Origin of the sequence: Nocardia sp. NPDC051929 (genome assembly GCF_044548645.1) — a bacterium.
GTDB lineage: Bacteria > Actinomycetota > Actinomycetes > Mycobacteriales > Mycobacteriaceae > Nocardia > Nocardia sichangensis.
The window spans coordinates 256,384-280,470 of the sequence record NZ_JBIUCG010000011.1; the positions used below are offsets into that span (position 1 = coordinate 256,384).

The 24,087-nt window shown below is 67.8% G+C and carries 18 protein-coding genes; 12 read left to right on the forward strand and 6 right to left on the reverse strand.

The features are described 5' to 3' along the window. Positions 1 to 43 precede the first annotated feature (43 nt). Positions 44 to 2,326, reverse strand: a complete 2,283-nt coding sequence (locus ACIHAX_RS16965) for a heavy metal translocating P-type ATPase (protein WP_364425290.1) — start codon at positions 2,324 to 2,326, stop codon at positions 44 to 46. A gap of 384 nt (positions 2,327 to 2,710) precedes the next feature. On the opposite strand from ACIHAX_RS16965, the gene ACIHAX_RS16970 reads away from it, so the two are divergent. The 5 genes from ACIHAX_RS16970 (at position 2,711) to ppsA (ending at position 11,821) form a co-directional block, all read left to right on the forward strand. Then, positions 2,711 to 4,231, forward strand: coding sequence for an AAA family ATPase (locus tag ACIHAX_RS16970; protein WP_364425288.1), 1,521 nt, complete (start codon positions 2,711 to 2,713; stop codon positions 4,229 to 4,231). Positions 4,232 to 4,491: 260 nt separating this feature from the next. Further along, complete coding sequence (locus ACIHAX_RS16975; RefSeq protein WP_397278384.1) at positions 4,492 to 5,934, forward strand: wax ester/triacylglycerol synthase domain-containing protein; 1,443 nt, start codon at positions 4,492 to 4,494, stop codon at positions 5,932 to 5,934. A gap of 188 nt (positions 5,935 to 6,122) precedes the next feature. Then, positions 6,123 to 8,843 (forward strand): cation-translocating P-type ATPase, encoded by a 2,721-nt coding sequence (locus tag ACIHAX_RS16980; protein WP_397278386.1) that lies wholly within the window; start codon positions 6,123 to 6,125, stop codon positions 8,841 to 8,843. Positions 8,844 to 8,912: 69 nt separating this feature from the next. Then, positions 8,913 to 9,467 (forward strand): flavodoxin domain-containing protein, encoded by a 555-nt coding sequence (locus ACIHAX_RS16985; RefSeq protein WP_364425282.1) that lies wholly within the window; start codon positions 8,913 to 8,915, stop codon positions 9,465 to 9,467. 26 nt (positions 9,468 to 9,493) lie between these two features. Beyond that, positions 9,494 to 11,821 (forward strand): phosphoenolpyruvate synthase, encoded by a 2,328-nt coding sequence (ppsA, locus tag ACIHAX_RS16990; protein WP_397278422.1) that lies wholly within the window; start codon positions 9,494 to 9,496, stop codon positions 11,819 to 11,821. Here the strand turns inward: ppsA and ACIHAX_RS16995 are convergent. From ACIHAX_RS16995 to ACIHAX_RS17005, 3 genes are all read right to left on the reverse strand, one after another. Then, entirely contained in the window at positions 11,799 to 12,698 is a 900-nt protein-coding gene (locus ACIHAX_RS16995) for a universal stress protein (protein ID WP_397278388.1), read from the reverse strand. The genes ppsA and ACIHAX_RS16995 overlap by 23 nt on opposite strands. A 25-nt stretch (positions 12,699 to 12,723) precedes the next feature. Beyond that, complete coding sequence (locus tag ACIHAX_RS17000) at positions 12,724 to 13,260, reverse strand: hypothetical protein (RefSeq protein ID WP_364425276.1); 537 nt, start codon at positions 13,258 to 13,260, stop codon at positions 12,724 to 12,726. A 95-nt stretch (positions 13,261 to 13,355) separates the two neighbouring features. Beyond that, entirely contained in the window at positions 13,356 to 14,345 is a 990-nt protein-coding gene (locus ACIHAX_RS17005) for an Acg family FMN-binding oxidoreductase (RefSeq protein WP_364425274.1), read from the reverse strand. A gap of 398 nt (positions 14,346 to 14,743) precedes the next feature. Between ACIHAX_RS17005 and ACIHAX_RS17010 the strand changes: the two genes are divergently transcribed. After that, entirely contained in the window at positions 14,744 to 16,537 is a 1,794-nt protein-coding gene (locus ACIHAX_RS17010) for a long-chain fatty acid--CoA ligase (protein ID WP_364425272.1), read from the forward strand. 95 nt (positions 16,538 to 16,632) lie between these two features. Further along, a complete protein-coding gene (locus tag ACIHAX_RS17015) occupies positions 16,633 to 17,061 on the forward strand; it encodes a hypothetical protein (protein ID WP_355078181.1) in 429 nt (142 codons plus the stop codon). A 112-nt stretch (positions 17,062 to 17,173) separates the two neighbouring features. Here ACIHAX_RS17015 and ACIHAX_RS17020 read toward each other — a convergent pair whose 3' ends face one another. Next, positions 17,174 to 17,383 (reverse strand): Rv1535 domain-containing protein, encoded by a 210-nt coding sequence (locus ACIHAX_RS17020; protein ID WP_355078182.1) that lies wholly within the window; start codon positions 17,381 to 17,383, stop codon positions 17,174 to 17,176. On the opposite strand from ACIHAX_RS17020, the gene ACIHAX_RS17025 reads away from it, so the two are divergent. Beyond that, the gene (locus ACIHAX_RS17025) at positions 17,366 to 17,632 is read left to right on the forward strand and encodes a hypothetical protein (protein WP_355078183.1); all 267 of its coding nucleotides are present in this window, start codon (positions 17,366 to 17,368) and stop codon (positions 17,630 to 17,632) included. The genes ACIHAX_RS17020 and ACIHAX_RS17025 overlap by 18 nt on opposite strands. A gap of 48 nt (positions 17,633 to 17,680) precedes the next feature. On the opposite strand, the gene ACIHAX_RS17030 is transcribed toward ACIHAX_RS17025, so the two are convergent. After that, positions 17,681 to 19,558 (reverse strand): glycosyl hydrolase 53 family protein, encoded by a 1,878-nt coding sequence (locus ACIHAX_RS17030; RefSeq protein ID WP_364425267.1) that lies wholly within the window; start codon positions 19,556 to 19,558, stop codon positions 17,681 to 17,683. 233 nt (positions 19,559 to 19,791) lie between these two features. On the opposite strand from ACIHAX_RS17030, the gene ACIHAX_RS17035 reads away from it, so the two are divergent. The 4 genes from ACIHAX_RS17035 to ACIHAX_RS17050 all read left to right on the forward strand — a co-directional run bounded on the left by ACIHAX_RS17035 (position 19,792) and on the right by ACIHAX_RS17050 (position 23,977). Continuing rightward, positions 19,792 to 20,568, forward strand: a complete 777-nt coding sequence (locus tag ACIHAX_RS17035) for a LuxR C-terminal-related transcriptional regulator (protein WP_397278392.1) — start codon at positions 19,792 to 19,794, stop codon at positions 20,566 to 20,568. Between the two features lie 192 nt (positions 20,569 to 20,760). Then, on the forward strand, positions 20,761 to 21,378 hold the full coding sequence (locus ACIHAX_RS17040) for a TetR family transcriptional regulator (protein WP_355078186.1): 618 nt from the start codon (positions 20,761 to 20,763) through the stop codon (positions 21,376 to 21,378). Positions 21,379 to 21,592: 214 nt separating this feature from the next. Beyond that, entirely contained in the window at positions 21,593 to 23,311 is a 1,719-nt protein-coding gene (locus ACIHAX_RS17045; protein ID WP_397278394.1) for a CocE/NonD family hydrolase, read from the forward strand. A gap of 309 nt (positions 23,312 to 23,620) precedes the next feature. Continuing rightward, complete coding sequence (locus tag ACIHAX_RS17050) at positions 23,621 to 23,977, forward strand: DoxX family protein (protein WP_364425257.1); 357 nt, start codon at positions 23,621 to 23,623, stop codon at positions 23,975 to 23,977. The last annotated feature ends 110 nt before the right edge of the window (positions 23,978 to 24,087 follow it).

Sequence of the window (24,087 nt, forward strand, 5' to 3'; positions counted from 1 at the left end):
CCGGAGCAGAGTCGGCCGCCCCTCGGGCGCTGGACTTAGGTCCTCAGGCCGAACTCGGCACGGGCTTGTCGGCTGCGGGAGCCAGCGTGAACAAAGCTTCGTCCTCCTGTGCGAAATGCAAGGTGAGGATGGCATCCAATCCGTAGAGCGAGGCGCGCAGGTCATCGAGCTGATCCGCTCTGATTCCGTGCGGCGCGTCATCGAGATGACGGCCGATACGGCGAATCAGACGTTCGATTTCGGTGTGCTCACGACTCATGGTCACCATCGCCTCCGGATCGCGGAGGTAGCCGGTCAACGCTGGGTACAGTTCCGACTCCTCGGCGTGCTCGTGCGGCAGTATGTCCTGCACCAACAGTTCGAACGCGCGGCGGACCGCGGCGTCGGCATCCGGTCCGGGACCGGTCGACAACGCGTCGGCCGCCTGCCGGACGGACGCGCGCGCGGCATGCAGCCTTTCGTGCTCCCGGGTGAAGCGTGCCACCAGCGGCTCGATCGCCTCGGTCGGGCGTCTCCGGGGTATTCGCAGGGCGCGTAACGCGTTCAAGATCACCACAACATCGATGCCCTCCTGCAGGAGCGCGCCTGCCGCGGGCACCAGCAGTCCGAAAGCGGCGGCGATCATCGCCGCCAGCGACATCGCCATCCCAGCGGCCGCACTCTGTACCGCAAGGCGATGTGATCGCTGGGCGATCTCCACCGCATCGGCAAGCCGGTCGATGCGGTCGTCCACGATCACCGCGTCGGCGGCTTGCACCGCCGCCGTGGACCCGCGCGAGCCCAGAGCCACACCCACGTCGGCGGCCGCCAGCGCGGGTGCGTCGTTCACCCCGTCGCCGACCATCACCGTCACACCGTTGTGTCGTTCCGCTCGGATCGCTGCGATCTTGTCGGCCGGGTCGGCGTCCGCGACGACTTCGGTGAGCCCGAGCAGACGTGCCACCTCGGCCGCGTTGTCGACCCGGTCGCCGGTGAGCATGAGCAGTCTTCGCAAACCCGCCGATCGCAATCTGCGCATCGTGCGTCCAGCATCTACGCGGATACGGTCACGTAGCAGCAGTGCGCCCACAGGTTCCTGCTCGACACACACCCACACGACGGCGGCCAGATCCAACCGGGCCCGCCGCAGCGCCGCCAACGCCCACGGCGCCGGCTCCGTTCGGGCGGGAAGCCGCCCGACCCGCACCGCGCGACCGTCTACGATCCCGGTCGCACCCTGTCCCGGTTCTTCTGAAACATGCTGTGCGAGGGCAGGCTTCAAGCCGCGGTGCGCCGCTGCGGCGACCACTGCACGCGCGAGCACATGCGGCGAGAATTGTTCCACCGCCGCCGCCTGGCGCAGCACCTGCTCGGCGTCGGCGTCGGGCGCGGTGACGATATCGAGCACCTCCGGCCGTCCCACCGTCACAGTGCCGGTCTTGTCCATCGCCAGGCACCGTGCCCGGCCGAGCGCCTCGAGCGCGGCGCCGTCTTTCACCACCACACCCGCCCGCGCCGTTCGCGACATTCCGGCCGTGATCGCGACCGGCACCGCCAGCAGCAACGGACAGGGCGTCGCTGTGACGACCACCGCCACCGCTCGCACCGAATCTCCCGTAGCGAGCCAGGCCGCGCCCGCGATGGTGAGCGCCAGCGGAAGGAACCACACCGCGACCCGATCGGCGAGTCGCGCTGTCGGAGCGGCAGCGGCGGCCGCCTGCCGCGCCAACGTCACGATCCCGGCATAGGTGCTCGCCTCCACCGTCGCCGCGGCTCGGATGTCGACAGCCGCGCCCGCGTTGACCACACCGCTGCGGACCTCGGTGCTCGCGCGCCGCACCACCGGGACCGACTCGCCGGTCAGCGCTGATTCGTCGAAAACGCCCGCCGTGGCGAGGATGCCGTCGACCGGCACCGTCTCACCCGGCAGCACGACCACGAGGTCCCCGGGTGAGATCGCTGTCGCGGCCACGGTCTCCACGCCGTCGCCACGACGGCGATGTGCCTGTGCCGGGGCCCGCCGCAACAGCGCCGACAGATCGCGTCCGGCGCGGCGACCCGCGTACGCCTCCAGCACCCGCCCGGTCGCCACCATGAGCGCGATCAGCGCACCGGCGAAGTATTCCTCGACGATCAATGCGCCGGCCAGCGCTATCAATGCCAGCAGGTCCGCGCCGTAGCGTCCTCTTCGCAGATCCTGCAGCACCCACACTGTCGCCGGAACGAGCGCCGCCACCGTAGCCGCCGACCACATCAGATCAGCGGCCTGCGCACTGAACAAAGCCACCGCCGATCCGCCGACGACCAGCACGGCTATCACACAGGTCAGGGCGAGCAGACGGATCATCCGGGTATGCCCCGACCGCGACTCGCCGTCTGTCGCTCCAGCGACTTCCTGTGGGTGGTTCGACAGATCTCGCACGAACTACCTCCGATCACGCCGCGCTTGCGCCGACTCCGCACCCACCACGGGCCGGAGAAGACGCCGTGATTTTCGGAGGTCGCCGCCAGCGCAGCAGCCATGTGGTGTCCAGCCTGCGCAACGACCGCGAGATACGACAGATCCGCGGGTCGGTGAACAGATGGGAAATGGTCCCGAGCCGATTGGACGAACGACCTTCGCGCCATCGACGCCCACGGCACGGCCCGGGCGGTAGGCCATTGGACCCTAGGCACACGAGGTTGTCACGGACGACCCTGAAGCTCGACTCGTCTAGCAGAGGGAGCCGTCATGCTCGATGTCTCGGCCCTACGCGTCGCCCTGCGAACCACCCACGAACCGTTCGCGCAACTTCGCGAGACGCACACCGGGCTCGTGGTGCTGTGCGGCGACCGTGCCTACAAGGCGAAGAAACCGATCGTCACCGACTTCCTCGACTTCGGCACGCCGGAGAACCGCGAGCGAGCTTGCGCCCGCGAACTCGAGTTGAATCAACGTCTCGCGCCCGACGTCTATCTGGGTCTGGCGCATTTGACCGACCCGGAGGGTGGCGCCGCGGAGCCGGTCATCGTGATGCGCCGGATGCCGGACGCGTTACGCCTGTCCACCATGCTCGCGGACCCGACCCGCCAGACGGCCGGGCTGCGCGCGCTGGCGGAGACTCTCGCGCGTTTCCACGCAGGGGCACGGCGCGGCGCCGATATCGACCGGGCCGGCACACCGGAGCAGCTGCGACGGCGCTGGGACGCCCTGTTCCAGCCGCTACGCGAACGTCCACCGGGGACGATCGATCCCGGCGCGCTCGATCGCGCCGTGCACCTGGCGACGCGCTTCATCGACGGCCGCACCGCCTTGCTGACGCAGCGCATCGCCGACAACCGCATCGTCGACGGTCACGGGGATCTCCTCGCCGAGGACATCTTCGTCCTGCCCGACGGCTTCCGAATCCTCGACTGCTTGGATTTCGATGACCGACTGCGCTGCGTCGACGGTCTCGACGACGCCGCATTCCTGGCGATGGATCTCGAATTCCTGGGTCACCCAGCGAAAGCCGACGCGTTCTTACACGACTACCTGCGCGCCGCGCGCGATTCGCCGCCGCCGTCGCTTCGGCATCACTACATCGCCTATCGGGCGACGGTCCGCGCGAAAACCGACGGAATCCGGGCCGATCAGGGCGATCCGGAAGCGGCGGGGCGCGTCCGGCGACATCTCGCCCTCGCTGTCGAGCATCTCGAACAGGGCACCGTACGTCTCGCGCTGGTCGGCGGCCTGCCCGGCACCGGGAAATCCACGGTGACTGCCCGTTTGGCGGCCGAGACCGACGCCGTCACGATCTCCAGCGACAGTGTCCGCGCCGCTTTGCGCGCCACAGGATCCATCGCCGGCGCCGCGGGAGTCTTCGGCGCGGGCGCCTATCGGCCCGCCGCGAAGGAATTGGTGTATTCGCGGATGCTCGCCCAGGCCAGGGACCTGTTGGAGCACGGCGTCTCGGTGATTCTCGATGCCAGCTGGACCGACGCGAACCAGCGCGCCCGAGCCGCCACCGTGGCCGAGGAGACGCGCAGCGATCTGGTGTCGCTGCGGTGCGCCTGCCCACGAACACTCGCGGCCGAGCGGATCGGTGCCAGGCCCCAGAGCGACTCGGAGGCCACACCCGCGATCGCGGACGCCTTGGCCGCCGCGGCAGCGCCGTGGCCCGAGGCCATCGAACTCGACACCGCACAACCGATCGAGAGATCGATCATGACGGCGCTGAAGGTCTGGAACGACGTGACGGACCCAGTGCCGACCTCCATCGGGCGCGGGTGAGCCACCCCACCGCACCGGAGGTCGTACGCCGCGGATCGAGAAACCCGCCGTGGCGACTCAACTGCCTCGGCCGAAGGACGAAGGGCCTCCGGATCAGGGTCTTCGTCATCGGTCGCCGTCGAGGGAAACTCGGCAGACTGAGTGAACCCACTGGCCCGCCGACACCGCGTAGGACATCGGCCGTACCGGTCTCGCGGCGGGGCCAGATCCGGAGTGGGTAACCGCTCCACCTGATACGCAGTGGACGAAGGCAGCAGCTGATGAACTCCCGCGAAACCCACATGTCGCAGTCGGATCTGTTCTCCTGGAACATGGAACGCGATCCGGTCCTGCGCTCCACGATCGTGTCGGCCCTGATCCTCGATTCCGAACCGGACTGGGACCGCCTGCTGCAAACGATGGATCGCGGCACCCGCGTGGTGCCCAGGTTGCGGCATCGGCTGATCGCCGCACCACTCGGCCTCGCCCCGCCACGGTGGGTGCTCGACCCGGATTTCGATCTTTCGTGGCATGTGCGTCGATCCGCGTTACCGGAACCGGCGAGTCTGGCCGAGGTACTCGAATTCGCGCGTACGGAGGCCATGACCGGTTTCGATCCGGCCCGCCCGCTGTGGCGCTCGACGTTGCTCAGCGGTTCGGCCGGCGCGGGCTGCGCCCTGGTGCTGACGGTGCACCACAGTCTCACCGATGGCATCGGCGGCATCCAGATCGCCACGGCGCTGCTCGACTTCGACCGCGCGGGCACCGACCGCGGGCATCCATCCGAACCGCGGGGCGACCCGGAGAGCGCGCTGCGCGACATAGTCTCGTGGAACGTCGCGGTCGGCTCGGATCTCGTTGTGAGCGGGGTCCGTTCGACGCCGCCGACGATCCGGCGAGCACTCGCCGATCCAGCGCGGGCGGTGCGCGAAGGCACCGCGCTGGCCGGCTCGCTGGTCCGGTTGGCCCGGCCCATCACCACGACGCTCTCGCCCGTGATGACAAGGCGAAGTCTTGGTCGCCGGGTAGCGGTCCTCGACGTGCCGCTCGAACGATTGCGCGGTGCGGCACGGGCAGCGGGCTGCACGTTGAACGATGCTTTCCTCACCGCCGTGGCGATCGGTTTGCGCACGTACCACCGCCACCACGGGGCGAAGCTCGACCAGCTACGGGTGACGATGCCGATCAGCCTGCGCACCCCCGACGACCCGCTCGGTGGCAACCGCATCACCCTCGCCCGTTTCGCGCTACCGGTCGATCTCGACGAAACCGGGGAACTCATGCGCGCCGTCGACGCCGCGGTCGCGGCTTGGCGGCGAGAACCGGCGATTCCGCTGTCGGGCGCCGTCGCGGCCGTGCTGAACCGATTGCCCGCCCGGCTGCTCACCGGACTGCTCAAACACGTCGATTTCGTCGCCTCCAACGTCCCCGGCTCCCCCGTGCCCCTCTACATCGCCGGGGCGCGGATCGACCGGATGTATTCCTTCGGCCCCACCATCGGTACAGCCGTCAACGTCACGCTGACCTCGCATGCCGGGATCTGCTATGTCGGGATCAACGCCGATACGGCCGCGGTCCCGGATACCGACACGTTGACCGAGTGTCTCGCCACCGGCTTCGCCACGGTGCTCGAGCTCGGCACCGAGCGCGCGGCGGTACCCGGCCCCGAATCGCGAGAAGACGTGGACTCGCAGCCGTCGTATCCAGGCTTCCGACACCGGTAGGGCCTCACAGAGCGGGACTTCAGCCCCGCTGCCACGACTACCGCAGCGCACGCTCATGGCGAGAGGAATTCAGAGGAGGCTTCGATGAAACGCCACCTCCGAGCCGCATCCGCCTCGCGCCAGCTCGGCGGTGAGATCTGGCGGCTCACCACCGTTCTGGACCGCCTCCGCGACGTGGCGGCACCGTTGTGACCGGCCTGGTCGAAGCCGAACCCGGTCTGCGGGTCGATCCGACCGAGCGGATCGACTTGTTGCTGCGCGATCTGCGTGGCAGCCGCCGCGGGCTCACCACACGCGAGGCCGAGCGACGCCTCATCCATTACGGACCGAACATGCTGCGGAGGCGGGGCCGCCGGACCTGGCCACGGGACCTGGCTCGTCAATTCACCCACCCACTCGCGCTGTTGCTGTGGGCAGCGGCGGTTCTGGCCGGGGCGGTCGGCATCGTTCCGGTCGCGATCGCGATCGTGGTCGTCATCATGATCAACGCCGCGTTCGCGTTCGCGCAGGAAAGGCACGCCGAGCAGGCGGTGGAGGCACTGGCGGCGTATCTACCGATGCGGGCACGAGTGGTGCGGGACGGGCAGGTCGCCGAGGTCGAGGCGACCGGCGTCGTGCCAGGCGACGTACTGGTCATCGCCGAGGGCGACCGAATCTGCGCGGACGCGCGGCTGCTCGACGGCGGCATCGAGGTGGATCTGTCCGAACTGACCGGCGAGTCGATGCCCGTCTACCGCAGCGCCGACACCGTCGACGCCGGAGTGCCGCTGGCGCAGGCCCGCGAGCTGGTCTTCAGCGGCACATCCTGCACCGAGGGCGAGGCACGCGCGATCGTCTTCGCCACCGGCATGCACACCGAACTCGGCCGCATCGCGGCCCTGTCCGAACGCGTCGAGCGCGACGAGAGCCCGCTCGAACATCAAGTGCGCCGCGTGGCCTGGTTGATCGCGCTGATCTCCGTGCTGCTCGCGGCGGCGTTCATTCCGCTCGCGATGCTCGGCGCCGGACTGTCCCCGATCAATTCCGTGGTCTTCGCCGTGGGGCTCCTCGTGGGCAACGTCCCCGAGGGTCTGCTGCCGGTGATCACTCTCGCGTTGGCGATCGGCGTGCGCGATCTCGCCCGCCGCGGCGCGGTCGTCAAACGCCTCAGCGCCGTGGAGACCCTCGGCTCCACCGATGTGATCTGCACCGACAAGACCGGCACCCTCACCGAGAACCGCATGCGAGTAGTCGCCATCGACACCGTCACTGGAGCGCACGACCCTGACGCACGGTCCGGAAAGCGGGATCTCACCCTGACCCGCATCGCGAAAGCGATGGTCACCTGCAACAACGCTCGTCTCGCCGATACCGGCCCCGCCGTCGGTGACCCTACCGAGGTGGCGCTGTTGGCCGCGGCCTCGGAGTTGGGTGAGCAGGTGCGCACCGACGAGCGAGAGCGTTTGCGGCAAAGCCTGTTTCACTTCGACCCGGTGCGGAAACGCATGTCGACCGTCGACGCGGACGACACCGGTCGGCTGCGGGTCCACGCGAAGGGAGCCCCGGAGTCGCTGCTGCCGCTGTGCACCGCCGAGCTCGGCAGCGACGGCGGCATCCGTCCGTTGAATGCGCCGCGCCGCGACCAGCTCGCCGAACTCGTCGATTCCCGCGCGCAGCAAGGTCTGCGGATGCTGGCCGTGGCCGAGCGTGATGTCGCCGGTCCCACGGCACCGCGGGATCGGGAACTCGCCGAGAGAGATCTGGTCCTGCTCGGTGTGGTCGCCATGGAGGACCCACCTCGGCGCGAGGTCGCCGAGGCCGTGCGACTGTGCCACGACGCCGGCATCCGCATCGTCGTCATCACGGGTGATCACGGGCTGACCGCGGCGGCGGTCGCCGATCAGATCGGCATCACGCGGGGAACGCCGACCGTGATCACCGGCGCGGAACTGGAGCGGATGAGCGAAGCGGATCTCGACGAGCTGCTGGCGGGCCCCGCCGAACTGGTCTTCGCCCGCTCCTCGCCCGAGGCAAAACTGCGCATCGCGGACGCGCTGCGTGCGGCGGGCCATGTCGTCGCCATGACCGGAGACGGCGTCAACGACGCGCCCGCGCTACGGCGCGCGGATATCGGGGTGGCGATGGGTCGTTCCGGTACCGACGTGGCTCGCGAGGCGGCCACCATGGTGCTCACCGACGACAACTTCGCCACCATCACCGCGGCCATCCAGGCCGGTAGACGGGTCTACGACAACATTCGCAAGTTCATCTGCTACATCTTCGCCCACACCACGCCCGAGGTGACACCGCTGCTGGTGTTCGCGCTCTCCGGCGGCGCGGTACCGCTGCCTCTGACCGTGATGCAGCTGCTGGCTTTCGACGTCGGCACCGAGACACTCCCCGCGCTGGCGCTCGGACGAGAAGCGGCCGAGCCCGGCCTGATGCGCAGGCCACCACGCGAACGTGGTGAGTCGGTGATCCGCACACCGATGCTGCTGCGCGCGTGGCTGTTCCTCGGGGTGATCGCGGCGATACTCGCCATGACCGGCTTCTTCTTCGTGCTGCTGCACGGCGGTTGGCACCCGGGCGACCCCACCGGCCCCGGTACACCGCTGCACCACACCTACCAGCAGGCGACCACGATGACGTTTTTCGGCATGGTCGCCGGCCAGATCGGCACCGCGTTCGCCGCACGCACCGATCGTGCCTCACTGCACTCCATCGGCGTACTGTCCAACCGCTTGCTGCTATGGGGAATCGTCTTCGAACTCGCCCTCGCCGCGGTGATCATCTACGTCCCGGTGATGCAACGTTTGCTCGGGACCGCCGCATTGACCCCTGCGATGCTCGCGTTCACCTTGCCGTACCCGTTCATCGTCTGGGGCGCCGACGAGATCCGCCGCTGGTTACTGCGCCGCCGCCGGCAATGACCATGGTCCCCTCGGCCCAGGGCACGAGTCCTCTCACCCAGCTCGGCGCCCGCGAGCAGAATTTTCGGCATGGACCAGGACCAACACCGCATCGCCGTCGTCTACGCGACCGAACAGGGATCGACCCGCGACATCGCCGAATTCATCGGCACCGAGCTGTCGGGTCGCGACGCGATCGTCCAACTCGCCGATATCGACCACGCGCCCGACCTGTCCAACTTCGACACCCTCATCCTCGGCAGCGCGGTCCACAACATGAAGCTCCTGCCTGCCGTCGCCGACTACGCACACGCCCACCACGACGAGTTGGCGAGAAAGGACGTCTGGCTGTTCAGCGTCGGACTCGCCCCGGCACTGCGCGGACCGATCGGACGCCGACTCGGCCGGCTCGTCCCGAAGAAGATCGCCGCCCTGCGCGACGACATCGACGCGCACGACTATCGGGCGTTCGCCGGACGGTACGACAGCGACGGCATCTCGCTGCGAACCCGGATGCTCTACCGGCTGCTCGGCAAAGGCCGCTACGGGGATCTCCGCGACTGGGCAACGGTCCGCTCCTGGACAGACACCATCGCCCGGAGCCTCCGGCTGCCGCCCGCCCGCTCCACCACCATCACTCCTTGAGCAGCCACAGTCCGATCGGAGCCGTTATGGGCGACTACGTGACCGACCTCGCCGATCTGCGGCTGACGGACGCAGACCGCGTCGGCGGCAAGGGCGCGAATCTCGGGGAGCTGGTGGCGGCGCACCTGCCGGTGCCACCCGGGTACGTGATCCTCAAGTCCTGCTACGAAGAGGTGATCATCCACGGGCCGCACGGCGCCGAACTCGACGCCTTGCACGCCGAGGCGCTGCAAGCGGCATCGGAGGGCACTCGCTCCGACGACGCGCGACTCGACGAACTGTGCACCCGTATGCGCACACTCGTGCACCGAACACCGATGGCGGCAGGAGTGCACGACGCCGTGCTGACCGCCTACCACCGGCTCGGCGATTCCGTTTCGGTCGCGGTGCGCTCATCCGCCGTCGGCGAAGACAGCGCGACCGCCTCCTTCGCGGGAATGAACCTGTCGCGAACCAATATTCGCGGCGACGACCGGCTGATGGATGCCGTCGTCGACTGCTGGGCATCCCTGTTCACCCCGCGCGTACTCACCTACCGCGCCCGTCGCGAGATGCACGAACGACCGGATATCGCGGTGGTGGTGCAACGTATGGTCGCCGCCCGCAGGTCGGGCGTCGCCTTCACCGCCGACCCCGCGACCGGCCGCCGCGATCGCGTGGTCATCGAGGCAGCGCGCGGCCAAGGCGAAGTCGTGGTCTCCGGAGCGACCGAGCCCGACACCTACATGCTCGACGCCAAGGGGCCCACGCTGATCGCCGCGCGCACCGGCCACCAGGGATTCGCCGTCGTGCCCGGGCCCGACGGTGACCAACGGATCCAGCTGACCGACGAGGAGGCCGCGGCTCAGGTACTCAGCGAAGACGAGGCCTTATCGGTAGCCCGGACGGCCTTGCAGGTACAACAGCTGCACGGTGGCATCCCGCAAGATGTCGAATGGGCATTCGACGACGAGCGGCTCTGGCTGGTGCAGGCCCGGCCCATCACCACGCTGGCCGGCCGCGCGGATACCGGAACTCCGGCGCGTGCACCAGCCCCCACCCAGGTCCTGTTGCGAGGTCTTGCCGCCGCACCCGGCCGAGCCAGCGGCGCCGTCCGGATCTTGCGCTCGCCGTCGGAGGGCTCGGCACTGCGGGTCGGCGAGGTACTCGTCGCCGCCATGACCAATCCGGATTGGCTACCGACCATTTCGCGAGCATCGGCACTGGTCACCGATAGCGGCGGGATGACATGCCATGCCGCGATCGTCGCCCGCGAACTCGGCGTGCCATGCGTGGTCGGCACCCGCACCGCAACCACCACACTCACCGAAGGCGCCGTCGTGACCGTCGACGGGTCCGCGGGTCAGGTGCACGCCGGGCGATCGGAACCGGTGCACGCCGCGCCCAGGCCGTCGGAGCCGACCGCCCCGGCGGAACGGACCGCGACCCGCGTCTACGTCAATCTCGCTCTACCGGATGCCGCCGAACGAGTCGCGGCCACCGACGTCGACGGTGTCGGGTTGCTGCGCGCGGAAACGCTGATCACGCAGGCCCTCGACGGACGCCACCCCCGGGATCTGATCGCCCGCGGCGAGCAGGACGCCTTCGTCGAACGGCTGTCGGCGCCCTTGCACCGGATCACAGCGGCATTCGCCCCACGGCCGGTGATCTATCGCGCGACCGATCTACGGAGCAACGAATTCCGTGACCTCGCCGGCGGGACACGCTATGAACCCGACGAACGTAATCCGATGATCGGGTACCGCGGTTGCTACCGCTATATCCGCGAACCCGAGGTCTTCGCGCTCGAACTCACCGCCCTGGCCCTCGTCCGCGAGAAGACGCCGAATCTGCACTTGATGATCCCGTTCGTGCGCACTCGCTGGGAGCTGGAGGCCTGCCTCGACCTCGTCGACACCAGCCCGCTGGGCAACCAGCGTGGACTACACCGCTGGGTGATGGCCGAGGTGCCCTCGGTGGTGCACTGGCTCCCCGAATACGTAGGGCTGGGCATCGACGGCGTCTCGATCGGTAGCAACGACCTCACTCAGCTCATGCTCGGCGTCGACCGCGACTCCGCCACCTGCGCCGAGTTGTTCGACGAATCCGACCCCGCCGTACTCGACGCGATCGGCAGGATCGTCGAGACGGCGCGACGGCTGAAGATCACGGCCTCGCTGTGTGGGCAGGCCCCCTCGACACGCCCCGAATTCGCCGAACACCTGGTACGGATGGGCATCACCTCGATCTCGGTGACGCCGGACGCGGTGCCCGCGGCCCGTCGGGCGATCGCCGCCGCCGAACGGCGCGTGCTACTCGAGCAGGCACTCTCGATGCGAAACGACGCCCGCGTCAGCTCTGACGCACCACGATGACGGGGCACTCCGCCGTATGCAGCAACGCCGCGCTGGTGGAACCGAGCAGCATGCCGGTGAACCCGCCGCGGCCGTGGCTACCCACCACGAGCAATTGGGCCTCGTCCGATTGATCGACAAGAGAACGAACCGGCCGGTCACGCACCAGCACACGCCGCACCGGCACCTCCGGGTAGCGCTCGCCGAATCCGGCGAGATTCTCGGCGAGCAACGCGTCCTCCCGTTCCCCCACCGCATCCCAGCCGGGCACGAGATCGATACCGCTCGAATCGCTCCACGCGTGCAGCGCGATCAGCCCGACCTTACGGCGCGCGGCCTCCTCGAAGGCGACTTCGATAGCGGGCACGCTGTTGTCGGTTCCGTCCACCCCGACCAGCACGGGCTTTCCCGCGGAGAAGGTGTCGGTCGCCGAAGTCGAGCGCACAACCGCGACCGGACAGTGTGCGTGCCGCGTCATCGCCGTGCTCACCGATCCGAGCAACTCGCGTCGATACGCACCGAGCCCGCGGCTGCCGACGACGAGCATTCTCGCGTGCTCGGACCGGGCCAGTAGGTCCGGGATGATCGGCTCGAGCGTCGACTCGGTACTGATCGCCAGCGCCTCCCCCGATGCCGTGGTCCTGGCGACGCGGGCAGCCTCGGTGAGCACCCGTTCCCCGTCCTTGCGCAGCCATTCCATATCGGATTCGGTCAGTGTGGCGCCGAGGCCGAACCCGGGCGGCACAGCGACGGACGTCACGATGTGCAGTCGGGAACGATGCAGCGCGGCGTCGGCCGCGGCCCACGCCGCAGCGTGATACGAGCTGGCCGAACCATCGACGGCGACGACGATCGGCCGATCCGGCGGTTCCACGTGCGCGGTCGAGTTCTCCGTCATGGCGCTCTCCTCGATCCCAGGTCCGTCATTCCATGTCCGTTCCGATCGGTCCGCTCAGACGCCGCCATTCGGCCGCCAAGCGAGCGCCACGCATTCGGTCGAGCAACCGTGCGGTAGATGAAGCCGAAACCATCGCACCGAAACACATTCCGACAAAGGTGACCGAGCCGAGCGCGACTCCGGCCCACAGCGCGTCCGAGTACGGCCGCGGCGGTGTGGTTGTCTTCCCGGCCGAATCGAACCACACCGTGACGTGGCTGCCGGGTTCCGCCGCGCCGGGGACCGGGACGGTCGCGCTGCCTTCGCGGCCGTCCCGGCTCCACCGCACCGGCGCTTGGAACCGTGCCCGTGCGTCGTCCTGTCCAGCGACTGTCAGCACCGGTTCCGGTGCGCCTGCCACCGTCGCCGTCACGGCCACCTTGGCGGAGTTCTCCACTCGGATCCGCTCCGCGGCCTTCGTGCTGCCTGCCGTGCCCGCGATAACGGCGAGCGGCACGGCGATCAGCACTGCCATCGCGGCGAACAGCCGCACCAGTGCCTCCCACCGGTCCGAAGCGCGCATCAGTGGATTGCCGTTCCACGGCCGCCATCGCCACAGGCGAACCGTCCGCGACGGATACCGCGCCACCTTGGATCACCCCTCCGGGGCACGCCTCGTCATGAACCAGAACGATCCAGCGGATGCACCACCTCGTCGAGCGGGCGGCGCGGCGTGGGCGGGACCGGATCCGCGCTCGGAACCGCCCAACCGATCCGCACGATCATCTGCGGATGCGCGCTGTCGTCGAGAACGTGGGCACGGATGCGTTCCCTGGTGTCGGCCAACTCCATCGGCTCCGTCAACGGGCAAGTGGCCAGCCCGAGCGACGTGGCGGTCAACAGCACCGCGCTCGTGGCCTCACCGGCCCGCAGCTGGGACAACCGATCGTCACTGCTGGTGCTCAGCAGGATCATCCGGTCGGCGGCATCGATGTCACGCACCACCGCCTGCGGCAATCCCGGGTTCGAGAACGGACGCACCGTTGGGTCGGCCTCGGTCGCCACCGCGTTGCGCGCCGGCACCCCTTGCGGCGCCGCGTGCCTGCCGCTCCACTGGGCGAGTTCGGCGCCGTAGGAGACGTCACGGGCGTGCTGCCAGGCCGCCTGTTCGAACGCTCGCAGCAACTGGGTCCGCGCCGGTTCGGCCTCGACATCGCGCACGAGCACTCCGGTCGCCACCCCGGCGGCGACGATGGCCTCGATATGCGCGGACGGCACCTCCCACGAGCTGAAGCGGCGGCGATCCGTGCTGCGTTTGCCGATGGCGCGCGCCAACTCGACGTGCTCGGGCGTGCATGTGGTCGGACGGAATTCCACGGCGGCGAGATGCTCGGGCGCAGCAGGGTTCGGTAGCCGATGGATCACCGTCTCCCACCCCTCCGCGCGAGCGGCGACGCGCAGATGATGCAACGCCGCACCGCAACTCAGCAGCAGGTCACGTCCGTCAGGGTCCGTGTGCGGGAGCCTTCGGCTCTCGTCGGCGTACAGGTGGACGGTCTCGCGTCCCAGCCGCCACTGCCAGGGCTGGGTGTTGTGCACCGATGGCGCACGAGATGCCAGCGCCAACGCGGATCGCAGTGTCTCGGAATCGGGGTGTGTTCTCGGCATCGCTTGCCTCTCATCGAGATTCGTCCGGCAGGCGCGAAACCGGATCCGCGGCCGCGCCACCGTCCAGCACGAACTCCGAGCCGGTCCGGCAGGTGGCCTCGGTGACCAGGAACCGGTGGGCCCGCTTTCGCCTGGATTCAGCATCGCGCGAACCCGTGGCGCAGGTGACGGCCGAAGGTCACCGAACAGCGGGCACTCTGGCACGTCACCGGCTACCGAGAACCTGGGCGTACGGCGTCGTGGGCCTACCACTCAGCACTGAAGAGGACCTATGTCCTTGAGCGCGACTGCCAACGTCCATCGCCGCATCGATGCGCCGCGGACCATACTCGGTAGTGCGCGGCTCACCCAGGTCGAGCGCATCGTGCGCCCTCCGGCAGCGCCGAGGAGGACCGATCATGCGGGAATTCGGACTGCCGGCTCTGTACCAAGTGCCCGCCGAGGCGAACCTCACCGACTTGATCGAACGTAACGCCGAGCGGTACCCCGATCTGACCGTCATCTCCCGCAAGGTAGGCGGCCGCTGGCAAGATGTGACCGCCGCCCAGTTCCGCGCCGCGGCGTGGGCGACGGCGAAAGGACTGATCGCCAACGGCATCCAGGCAGGCGATCGCGTGGCCATCATGTCCCGCACGCGGTACGAGTGGACGTTGCTGGACTTCGCGATCTGGTACGCGGGCGCGATTTCGGTCCCCGTCTATGAAACTTCCTCGTCCGAACAAGTGCAGTGGATCGTGTCCGACTCCGGCGCGTCCGCCATCGTCACAGAGACCGATCGCCACACGGCCGTGGTCGCCGCAGTACGCGACCAATTGCCGAAATTGACGCACAGCTGGCAGATCGAGGCCGACGCCATAGCGAACCTGACGGCGGAGGGCGCACGGATCAGCGACGCCACCGTCGTGGAGCGCCGGGCCGCCGTAGCGGCCGACGTGCCTGCGACGATCGTGTACACCTCCGGTACCACCGGCCGCCCGAAAGGGTGTCAGCTGACCCACGGCAACTTCCTCGCCGAACTCGGCAACATCACCGCCCGGATGCCGACGCTGTTCCGCACCGGAGAGTCCTCGGTGCTGTTGTTCCTGCCGCTGGCACATGTGCTCGGCCGAATCGCCGAAGTCGCGGCGGCCTACGTCCCGGTCGACATCGCGAACGTCAGCGATGTCAAAGATGTCACCGCCGAACTCGGCGCATTCCGGCCGACGTTGATCCTGGGCGTGCCACGAGTCTTCGAGAAGGTGTACAACACCGCACGCGCTCGAGCGGAACTCGCCCACCGCGAGCGCGTCTTCGATCTGGCAGCCACGACCGCCATCGACTACGGCCGGGCCCGGGGCGCCGGGCACATACCGCTCTCGCTGCGGATCCGGCATGCGCTGTTCGACCGGCTGGTCTACCGGCGGCTGCGCGCCGCGCTGGGCGGCCGCGCCACGCACGCCATATCCGGCGGAGCGCCACTCGGGGAACGCCTCGGCAATTTCTACCGTGGAGTGGGATTCACCGTGTTGGAGGGCTACGGGCTGACCGAGACATGCGCGGCCGCCACGTTCAATCCGGACGACCGGCCGAAGATAGGCACGGTCGGCCAACCGCTCCCGGGCTCCTCGGTCCGGATCGATGAGGACGGCGAGATCCTGTTGCGCGGACCGAACGTGTTCACCGGGTATTGGAACAATCCGCGTGCCACCGCCGAGTCGTTCCGCGAGGGTTGGTTCGCCACAGGCGACCTCGGCACTCTCGATGACGACGGGTACCTCACCATCATCGGGCGCAAGAAGGAGATCATCGTGACCGCCGCCGGTAAGAACGTGGCTCCCGCGGTGATCGAAGACCGCATCCGCGCCCACGCCATCATCGGTGAGGTGATCGTCGTAGGCGACGGCAAACCGTTCGTCGGTTGCCTGGTGACCATCGACGATGAGCACTTCCCCCTGTGGAAACAGCTGCATGACAAACCCCAGGACGCCAGTGTCGACGATCTCGCCGCGGACCCCGATCTACTGGCCGCTGTCCAGGCCGCTGTCGACGACGGCAACCGAGCCGTGTCGCGCGCCGAGGCCGTCCGCAAATTCCGCCTGCTGCACACCCAGCTGACCGAGGACAGCGGATATGTCACCCCATCGTTGAAGCTCAAACGCAACCTCGTACTCCGCGACTTCGCCGCAGAGGTCAGCGCGATATACAGCGAGTGATCGCGGACTGACGCAACACCCGCTCCAACTTCTCGCCAGAGGTAAACTTTGGTTTGCTCGTAGGTGTCCAAATGGTGAACGCAACGGAGTGACCCATGAAGATTTCCGAAGGCGTGGTGGACATGATCGCCCGGACGGCCGGCGCGACGACGGCCGCGGCAGGCGCCGTGGGCGGCGCCGCTGTCAACGGTGTGATCGGCGGCATCCAAGGTGCCGCGATCGGCGTGAAGAAGGGGCTCGGCAGCGGCAGCCACTCGACACCGGCGGCGGCACTGACTTTGGTGGCGATCGGTGCCACGGGTCTGGTGGACTGGCCGGTGCTGCTGGGTGTCGGCGGCGCTACCTTGGTGGTTCAGAAGCTCGGGCAGCGATCGGGCAGGCTGCCGCCGCCCGAGGCCGGTGATCGCGCCGGGCGCCCCGAGCCGCACGCGCAGAGCGGCCAGTCGGCCCGCCGAGACGACGAGCGTGCGATTCCCGCGCCGGAGAGCGCGGGCCGGACGCAGCGCTCGCCGAGCATGCATTAGTCGTGGCACGTGGACCTGCGGTACGCCCCGGTGGGTCGGCGGCAGGCGTTGTCGACCGCTGTCGCCGACATGCCCCGTGGCTGTTCGCCGCGGGCGGTCGGCAACGGAGTGATCAGTCGACGATCTCGACGACCCCGAGGCGCCACAGCACTGCGTACAGCTCACGCAACGGCACGGCCAGAACCTGCGTCAGCGCGCCCGTCAGCTGATCCGAGCCGCCGCCTGCACCATTTGTCATCACACTGGACACCGTGCGGATGCCAGGCATCGACCTATCCAACACACTCTTACCGGAAGGTAAAAAATGGCCGAAAAATCGCATACCGGCCACCGGAATGCCGTAGATCGCGTGCTGGCCGCGCAGGGTTTCGCGGTGGAACTGCCGGTAGTGGGCCGGGTCCGCATCCCTCGACCCGAACAGTTGGCGTACTACGGTGCACTCGGCGCGCTGGCTGCGGCGGAGATCATCGAATGGCCCGTTGCGGTGGTCCTCGCGGCCGGTCACTGGCTGGCGCAGGACCAGCACAATCGCGTCGCTCACCAAATCGGCGAAGCCCTCGAAGAGGCCTAGATCCAGCGCTCGGGCCTGGGGCTGTCCGGTCGAGCGTGGCGTACGGCACTAACGTGGCCCGGCGGCTTCGGCTATGAGTGTGTTGGCCCTCGACCCCGGATTCTCCTTGAAGGCCGAGAGCGCAGGAAGAGGGCGCCAATCGGCATCGAAGAGGGCGTGGGCGCGAAAGTAGTCGACGGACCGCTCGACGCTGTCGTCGATGAAACATGCTCCCCACCAGAACAGTCCGCATCCTGTCGACAGGTTTCCAATGGTTCGCAGAGCGGATCTGAGGTATTCGTGCTGGCCGCGCGCGTCGAAGGAGAACTCCCGCTCGATGTCGGTGTAGGTACGGTCGTTCCCCGCGATCGGTCTGAAGGGATACGCAGTCTCGCCGATCAACACGCTCTTGTGCGGTCGCGATGCGCAGAGGGATTCGATTCGGCGCAGCCGCGAAATCGTAGCGTCGTGATGTGCCAGTGGATAGAACGACAGCGACACGGCGTCGTAGTCGACGTCGAAATGGTCCGCGTACCGCAACCACCACTCGGCGCCCTCGACGTCGGCGCCGCGGTCGAGATGAACAGAGATGAGGGTGGAATCGGCGGTTTCCCGCACGCCCATCGTCGCCGCGCGCAAGAGTTCGGACAGAATCACCCATTGATCGGCTGAATTCCAGTCGCTGTCGACGCCGTCTTCCGGGTGTAGCCGCGCGCCGCTGCGTGGATCCTGGCCCGGCTCCGCCCACAACATCCCGTTGGTGATTTCGTTGCCGACTTGCACCATGGCCGGCTGGATGTCATGACGGCGGAACTCGGTGAGGGTGTGTGCGGTGTAGCGGCGAACTTCCTCGATCAGCGTCCGGATCGGCAGCGATGCCCACGCCCGTGGCTTGCACTGTTTACCCGGATCCGCCCAGGTGTCGGAATAGTGCAGAGTGAGACATATCGCGAGTCCGGCGGATCGAGCGGCCTGAGCCAAGCCGATGGCGTGCTCGAGGTTCATCGGCGAGTTGTCGTCGACCCATACGCTCAGGCGAACGCTGTTCACTCCGTGGTCGGCGAGTGTCGTCGCGACCTCGTACGCGCGCCCACCCGGGCAGTGCGACAAGTCGACTCCGTGAAAGAAGTCGGTGACGTGCCGGGATGGTCGTCGTGCGGCGAAATCGCCAGTGTGCCGGGCCGACTCGGCTCGAATGTTCGTGTAGCCGCCCGATCCGTATCCTCCGTCGGCGAAGTCCAGCCCGAGAAGCAGCCGACAGTAGAATCTGGCTCTGGGATGGCGGCTGTTCCCGATACTGGATTCCGCTCCGGTATGGCGTACGACATCGGGAACGAGGCGGTAGGCGTCGAGCCGCACATGCGCCGCGGCCGGATTGATGGGCAGTTTCCAGAAGTAAGGGAACGCATCGTGTCGCTGTACGGACTCCGCATGGGCGTACATCTGGAAGTCGAGCGGATCCTTGAGTGGAGTCATGATCTGCAGGAGTTTGACCGCACCCGCGAGTCCGACGAGATACCCCTCGGTACCGGCCCCGCCGATCAGGTCAGCGTAGGAGAACCTGCCGCTGGTCGAACGAATCCGGCCCGGTGTGGCCCTGCTGCTCAGAAAGACGAGATCACAGTCCGGAGGGAGTCCCCACTCGTCGACGTCGTGGGGTAGCGGAGAGATCAGCTCGGCGTCGTCCTCGAGCACGATCGCCCACGGAATCCTGTGGTCGACGATATGGCGCCAGAGCCTGATATGACTGATCCCGCAGGCAGCCTCCAGCGACGCCCAGCGGCCGAAGTCCTGGACAACTTCGCCCTGCTCCGGATGATCGAAATCCAGCGTCCGCCCGTCGGTGGCAGGCCACCGCTCGAAGAGCATCCCGTGGCGCGCCAAATTCTCGGAGATCACGGTCAGTCGCTCGGTGTCACGATCGAGATTGACGACAAATGTTCGCATACATTCCCCCGGCAAACTTGCGCGCGCTTCCGGTGCAGCGTGCTTCCTGGTCCGCTTCCCGGGCGAACCATCCTTCGATGCGGCCGACGCCGTGTCGATCCAAAGGGGCGGTCCGCCGGATACTTACGGAGACCAACGATAATTTCGGTGCTCCAAGGCGGATATACGAAGAACTTCGTATATCGTTCTCAGCTCGAGCCGATCTCCGGGAACCGGTGCTGCACAATGCTGGAATGGACGCTGTGCCAGGGGGAGACGCCAAACGCATCCACGATCTCGCATTGCAGATCATCACCGAGAAGGAGCCGGTGCGGGTCTGGCCGCTGCTGATGGAACGCTTGACCGCCGATCTACCGTGCGACTTGGCGGTTCTCATCGACCTGAACTGGCGGGCAGGAACCGGCCATGCGCTCACCGGATCGCCGGACTGGCTACACGAGGCACCGCTCGACGCACTGATCCACGCGCATATGCGGTCTCACCCCCTGCTTCGGCATTATGCGCTGACGCGAGACAAAACCCCGCTGACGATGGATGAGGTAGCCGACGATCGCTGGTGGAAGGGTGAGGCATACCGGGCAGGAAAGGATGCCATCGGCATCGACCGCCAGCTGGCGTTGCCGTTGAGTTCCGAACCCGGCCGGATCCGCGGCGTCATCATGAGCCGCAGCGGTGGCGGGTTCAGCGACCGGGATCTCGAATACGCCGCGCTCGCCAGGTCGCTGCTCGACACGGTCGAAGCGCACGAGGCGGCAGCCTTCGCACACCACACGATGCGCGCGGATCCCGCGGAGTACAAGATCACTCCCCGGGAGTCGGCGGTGCTCGCGCTCCTGTGCGACGGCCTTACCGCGCATGCCATCGGCACCCGACTCGGGATCAAGGCGGCGACGGTGACGAAACATACCGAGAACCTCTACCGCAAGCTCGGTGTGCACGATCGCATCACAGCGCTGCGAAAGGCCCAAGCCCTCAACCTTATTCCCCCTACGCCCGGACAGCAGCGATAGCGGTAGGACACCCTTCGAAGGCCGTCGCGGCCATACGGGTCACTTTCTCTCGCGGTGCTCGGACGGCTGTGGGAAGCCTCCCGCGGGACCGGGAGCTGAATTGCCCGGTAGGCTGAAACAGATTTCAGTGTGTGTGGAAACTTGGTCGCACGCAGTCGGGAAGTGCGGAACCGGCAGAGGAGACGGTGGAACATGGTGGCACGAGCGGGGCGGGGGCCTCGGGGCGAACGTGGCGCGCAGGCGGACCGCATCCTCGCAACGGCGCGTAAGTCCTTCGCCGAGCGAGGTTACAGCGGAACCTCGTTGCGAGCCGTGGCGAAGGCAGCCGAAGTGGACCCCACCCTGGTGAACTACTACTTCTCCAACAAGATGGGACTGCTGAAGGCGGCGCTGGAGCCGCCGGAATCCTTTGGTGCGGCAATCGGGGAGGCCGCTCGAGTGCCACTGGAGGAGCGCGGACGAGCCTTTGTCGAGGCGGCGCTGCGCATGTGGGACGATCCGGCCACCTCGGAGATTCTGCGGTCGATCATCCTCGCCGCGAGTCACGAGCCCTTCGCCATGGAGCGCCTCCGCGCCGTCTTCTCCGATCTTGTCTTGCAGGTGGTGTCGGCGAGCCTTCCCGACGACGAGGCCGGCCTGCGGGCGGACTTGGTGGCCACTCAGATCGTGGGACTGGCCATGACGCGTTACGTCTGGGCCCTCGACAGCATCGCCGATCTGCACACGGAGCAGGTCGTCCGCCTGATCGGGCCGACCGTGCAGCACTACCTCACCGGTCCCCTGGGCGTGGATGTTTCGGAGACCGTCTGAGTGGCGGATGACCCCCCAGGGATGAGTCGGTCGGCGCCGCGGTCGAGTACGCCGGCGGCCGCACCATGCTCATCACCGTTCGCCCCGCCGAGCGCGGCGCGCGGGCCGCCGACGACAGATATTTCAGCATGTATGGAAATTACTCTTGCCTGTAGCGGGGCGCCGGGCGTACCGTGAGCCCGTTAATTTCTGTATATGTGGAAATGAGGATGCCGTGGCTCGGGTAAGAGCAGCCGGTGCGGAGCCCGGTCAGCGTCAGTTGAACGGACCGCAGACCACAGGTCGCGAGTATCGCGACCTGTCCCCCGCTCTCCACGGGACGACCCGCGAGAACAATGTGCCTGTCCTGGTCCGTGACGGCACCAGGCTGCTGGCCGACATTCACCGCCCCGACGCCGACGGGAGATTTCCCGCGCTCATCGCGGCGGCACCCTATCCCCGCCAACTCCAGGACCTTGGCGCCCCCGCGGCGGTCATCGAGGCCGGCACCACCGACTTCTGGGTTCCACGCGGCTACGCCCATGTCATCGCCAACCTTCGTGGCACTGTGGGCTCGGACGGCACCTACACCTTTTTCGACGAGCAGGAGCGCCAGGACCTGTTCGACCTGGTCGAGTGGGTCGCGGGGCAGCCGTGGTGCGACGGCAACGTGGGCATGATCGGCATCAGCTACTACGCCATGACCCAGATGGCGGCGGCCACCCAGCGCCCACCTCATCTCGAGGCCCTGTTCCCGTTCAATGTCACCGTTCAGGCCTGGGAAGCCTCTTACCACAACGGCCTGTTGAGCCAGGCTTTCATCACCCCGTGGTTCCGTGCGCTAGGCGTCCTGTCCGCCCACGGCGACTCTCTCTACCGCAAGGGCCTGTCTCGCCTCCTGCGCAGAATTCTCGCGATTCCCGCCGTCCACCGCCGGTTCAGGCACACCGACGGCGTCCAGGCGACTCTCGGCCTGCGGCTGGTCAGCCGCTTCCGCCACGATGCCCACCCATGGGAGGCCCTGTTGAACGCGGTGACCGCCGAACACCCCACCCGGGATGCGTGGTGGGACGACCGCGACCTGACCGAACTGTTGTCCCGCGTCGACATCCCCGTCTACCTCGGCGGCGAGTGGTCCAACGTCCCCCTGCATCTACCCGGCCTCTTCCAAGCCTGGAAGGCCCTCGCCCACAACCCGCACGTGCGCATGACCATGCTCGGGGAGCACAGCTTGCCCTGGCCATGGGAGAGCATGCACATCGAGGCCCTCGCCTGGTTCGACCACTGGCTCAAGGGGCGGGACACCGGCATTCTCGAAGGCCCCGCCATCCGCTACTGGCTGCCCGGGGCCGAACGGTGGCTCACCGCCGACTCCTGGCCCCCGCCTGCGACGCACATGGCCTTGTCGCTCAACTCCGACGGCTCCCTCACCGGCGACGAGCAACCGGGCGAGCGCAGCTACGCCACGGACGGCGCGAACGCCATGCCCGCAGAACTGAGTTGGACCAGCGATCCCCTTCTCGGCGACCTCGACATGGTCGGTCACCCCGAGCTACGGCTCACCGCCACCAGCAGTGCGGCCGACACGGGATGGATCCTGCTCCTGCAAGACGTCGGCCCGGACGGCAAAGCCATCGAAGTCACCCAAGGCTGGCTGCGAGCCGGCATGCGCTATGTCGACGAGGACGCGAGCGCGACGGGCAGGCCCGTCCTCCCGATGAGGACGTGGGAGCCCGTCCCTGCGGGGGAGCCGGTCGACTACCGCATCCCGCTGGTGGCCAACGCCCGCCGATTCCGCCGCGGGCACCGCATCCGGCTCATCCTCACAAGCGACGACAGCCGCGAGGACTTCCGCCCCATGCTGCTGTTCAGTCACGCCCCCGTCGGCAGCCCGAGCATCAATACAGTGCACTCCAGATCACGTCTGCTCCTGCCGATCCTGGAAGGAGAGTGAACAGGGCGCCCGACAATTCGCCCCGCGCTCCCCTCGTCTACGACCGGACTCGGCAAGAGCACACCTGTACCGGGTGGCATCTCGAGCCACCCATATCACCTGCGGCTGGCGGCCCCGGACCTGAGGGCAGGCCCGCGCCGAACCGCTGGACGGAGCCGTCGACATCGGCGAGATCCAGATCGTCGGCGTCAGCCCACCCCCGAACCGAGGGGCTGCATTCGAGCCTCATATGAGGCAGACAGCACTCAGCTATGCCCACCGCCCTGACATCCAGGGACCAATTCTCGACATCGAAAACAGGAGATCGCCATGACCGCAACAACCATCCTCGCAGCTTTGCTCGCGATCGTTCTGCTAGGGGCCGGTACAACCATGACCCTGGCCGTCAGCTTCCAACGCGACACCGCGGCGCACCTCGGATTCAGCGTCAACGCCTTCCGCGGTATCGGGGCCTTGGAGTTGCTCGGTGCGATCGGAGTACTTCTGGGGCTGACGATCCCCGCCGTCGGCGCCCTCGCCGCGGTGGGCATCGTGGCGCTGATGGTCGGCGCCGCTATCAGCCACCTCCGCGTTCGCGACCGGTTCGCGCAGCTGATCCCAGCGATAGCGATCGCTGCCGTCGCGGTCGCGTATCTGATTTTGGTTGGGCAACAGGCAGTTTCGTGAGGCGCGTACCCGACGCTGGACTACGAGCGGACCGTCGCGGCCGTTCGACGTGACGCAGCGCCCGCACTCCACCGCCATTGCGCACGGGCTCCGGAGTAGCGAGCCTGTCG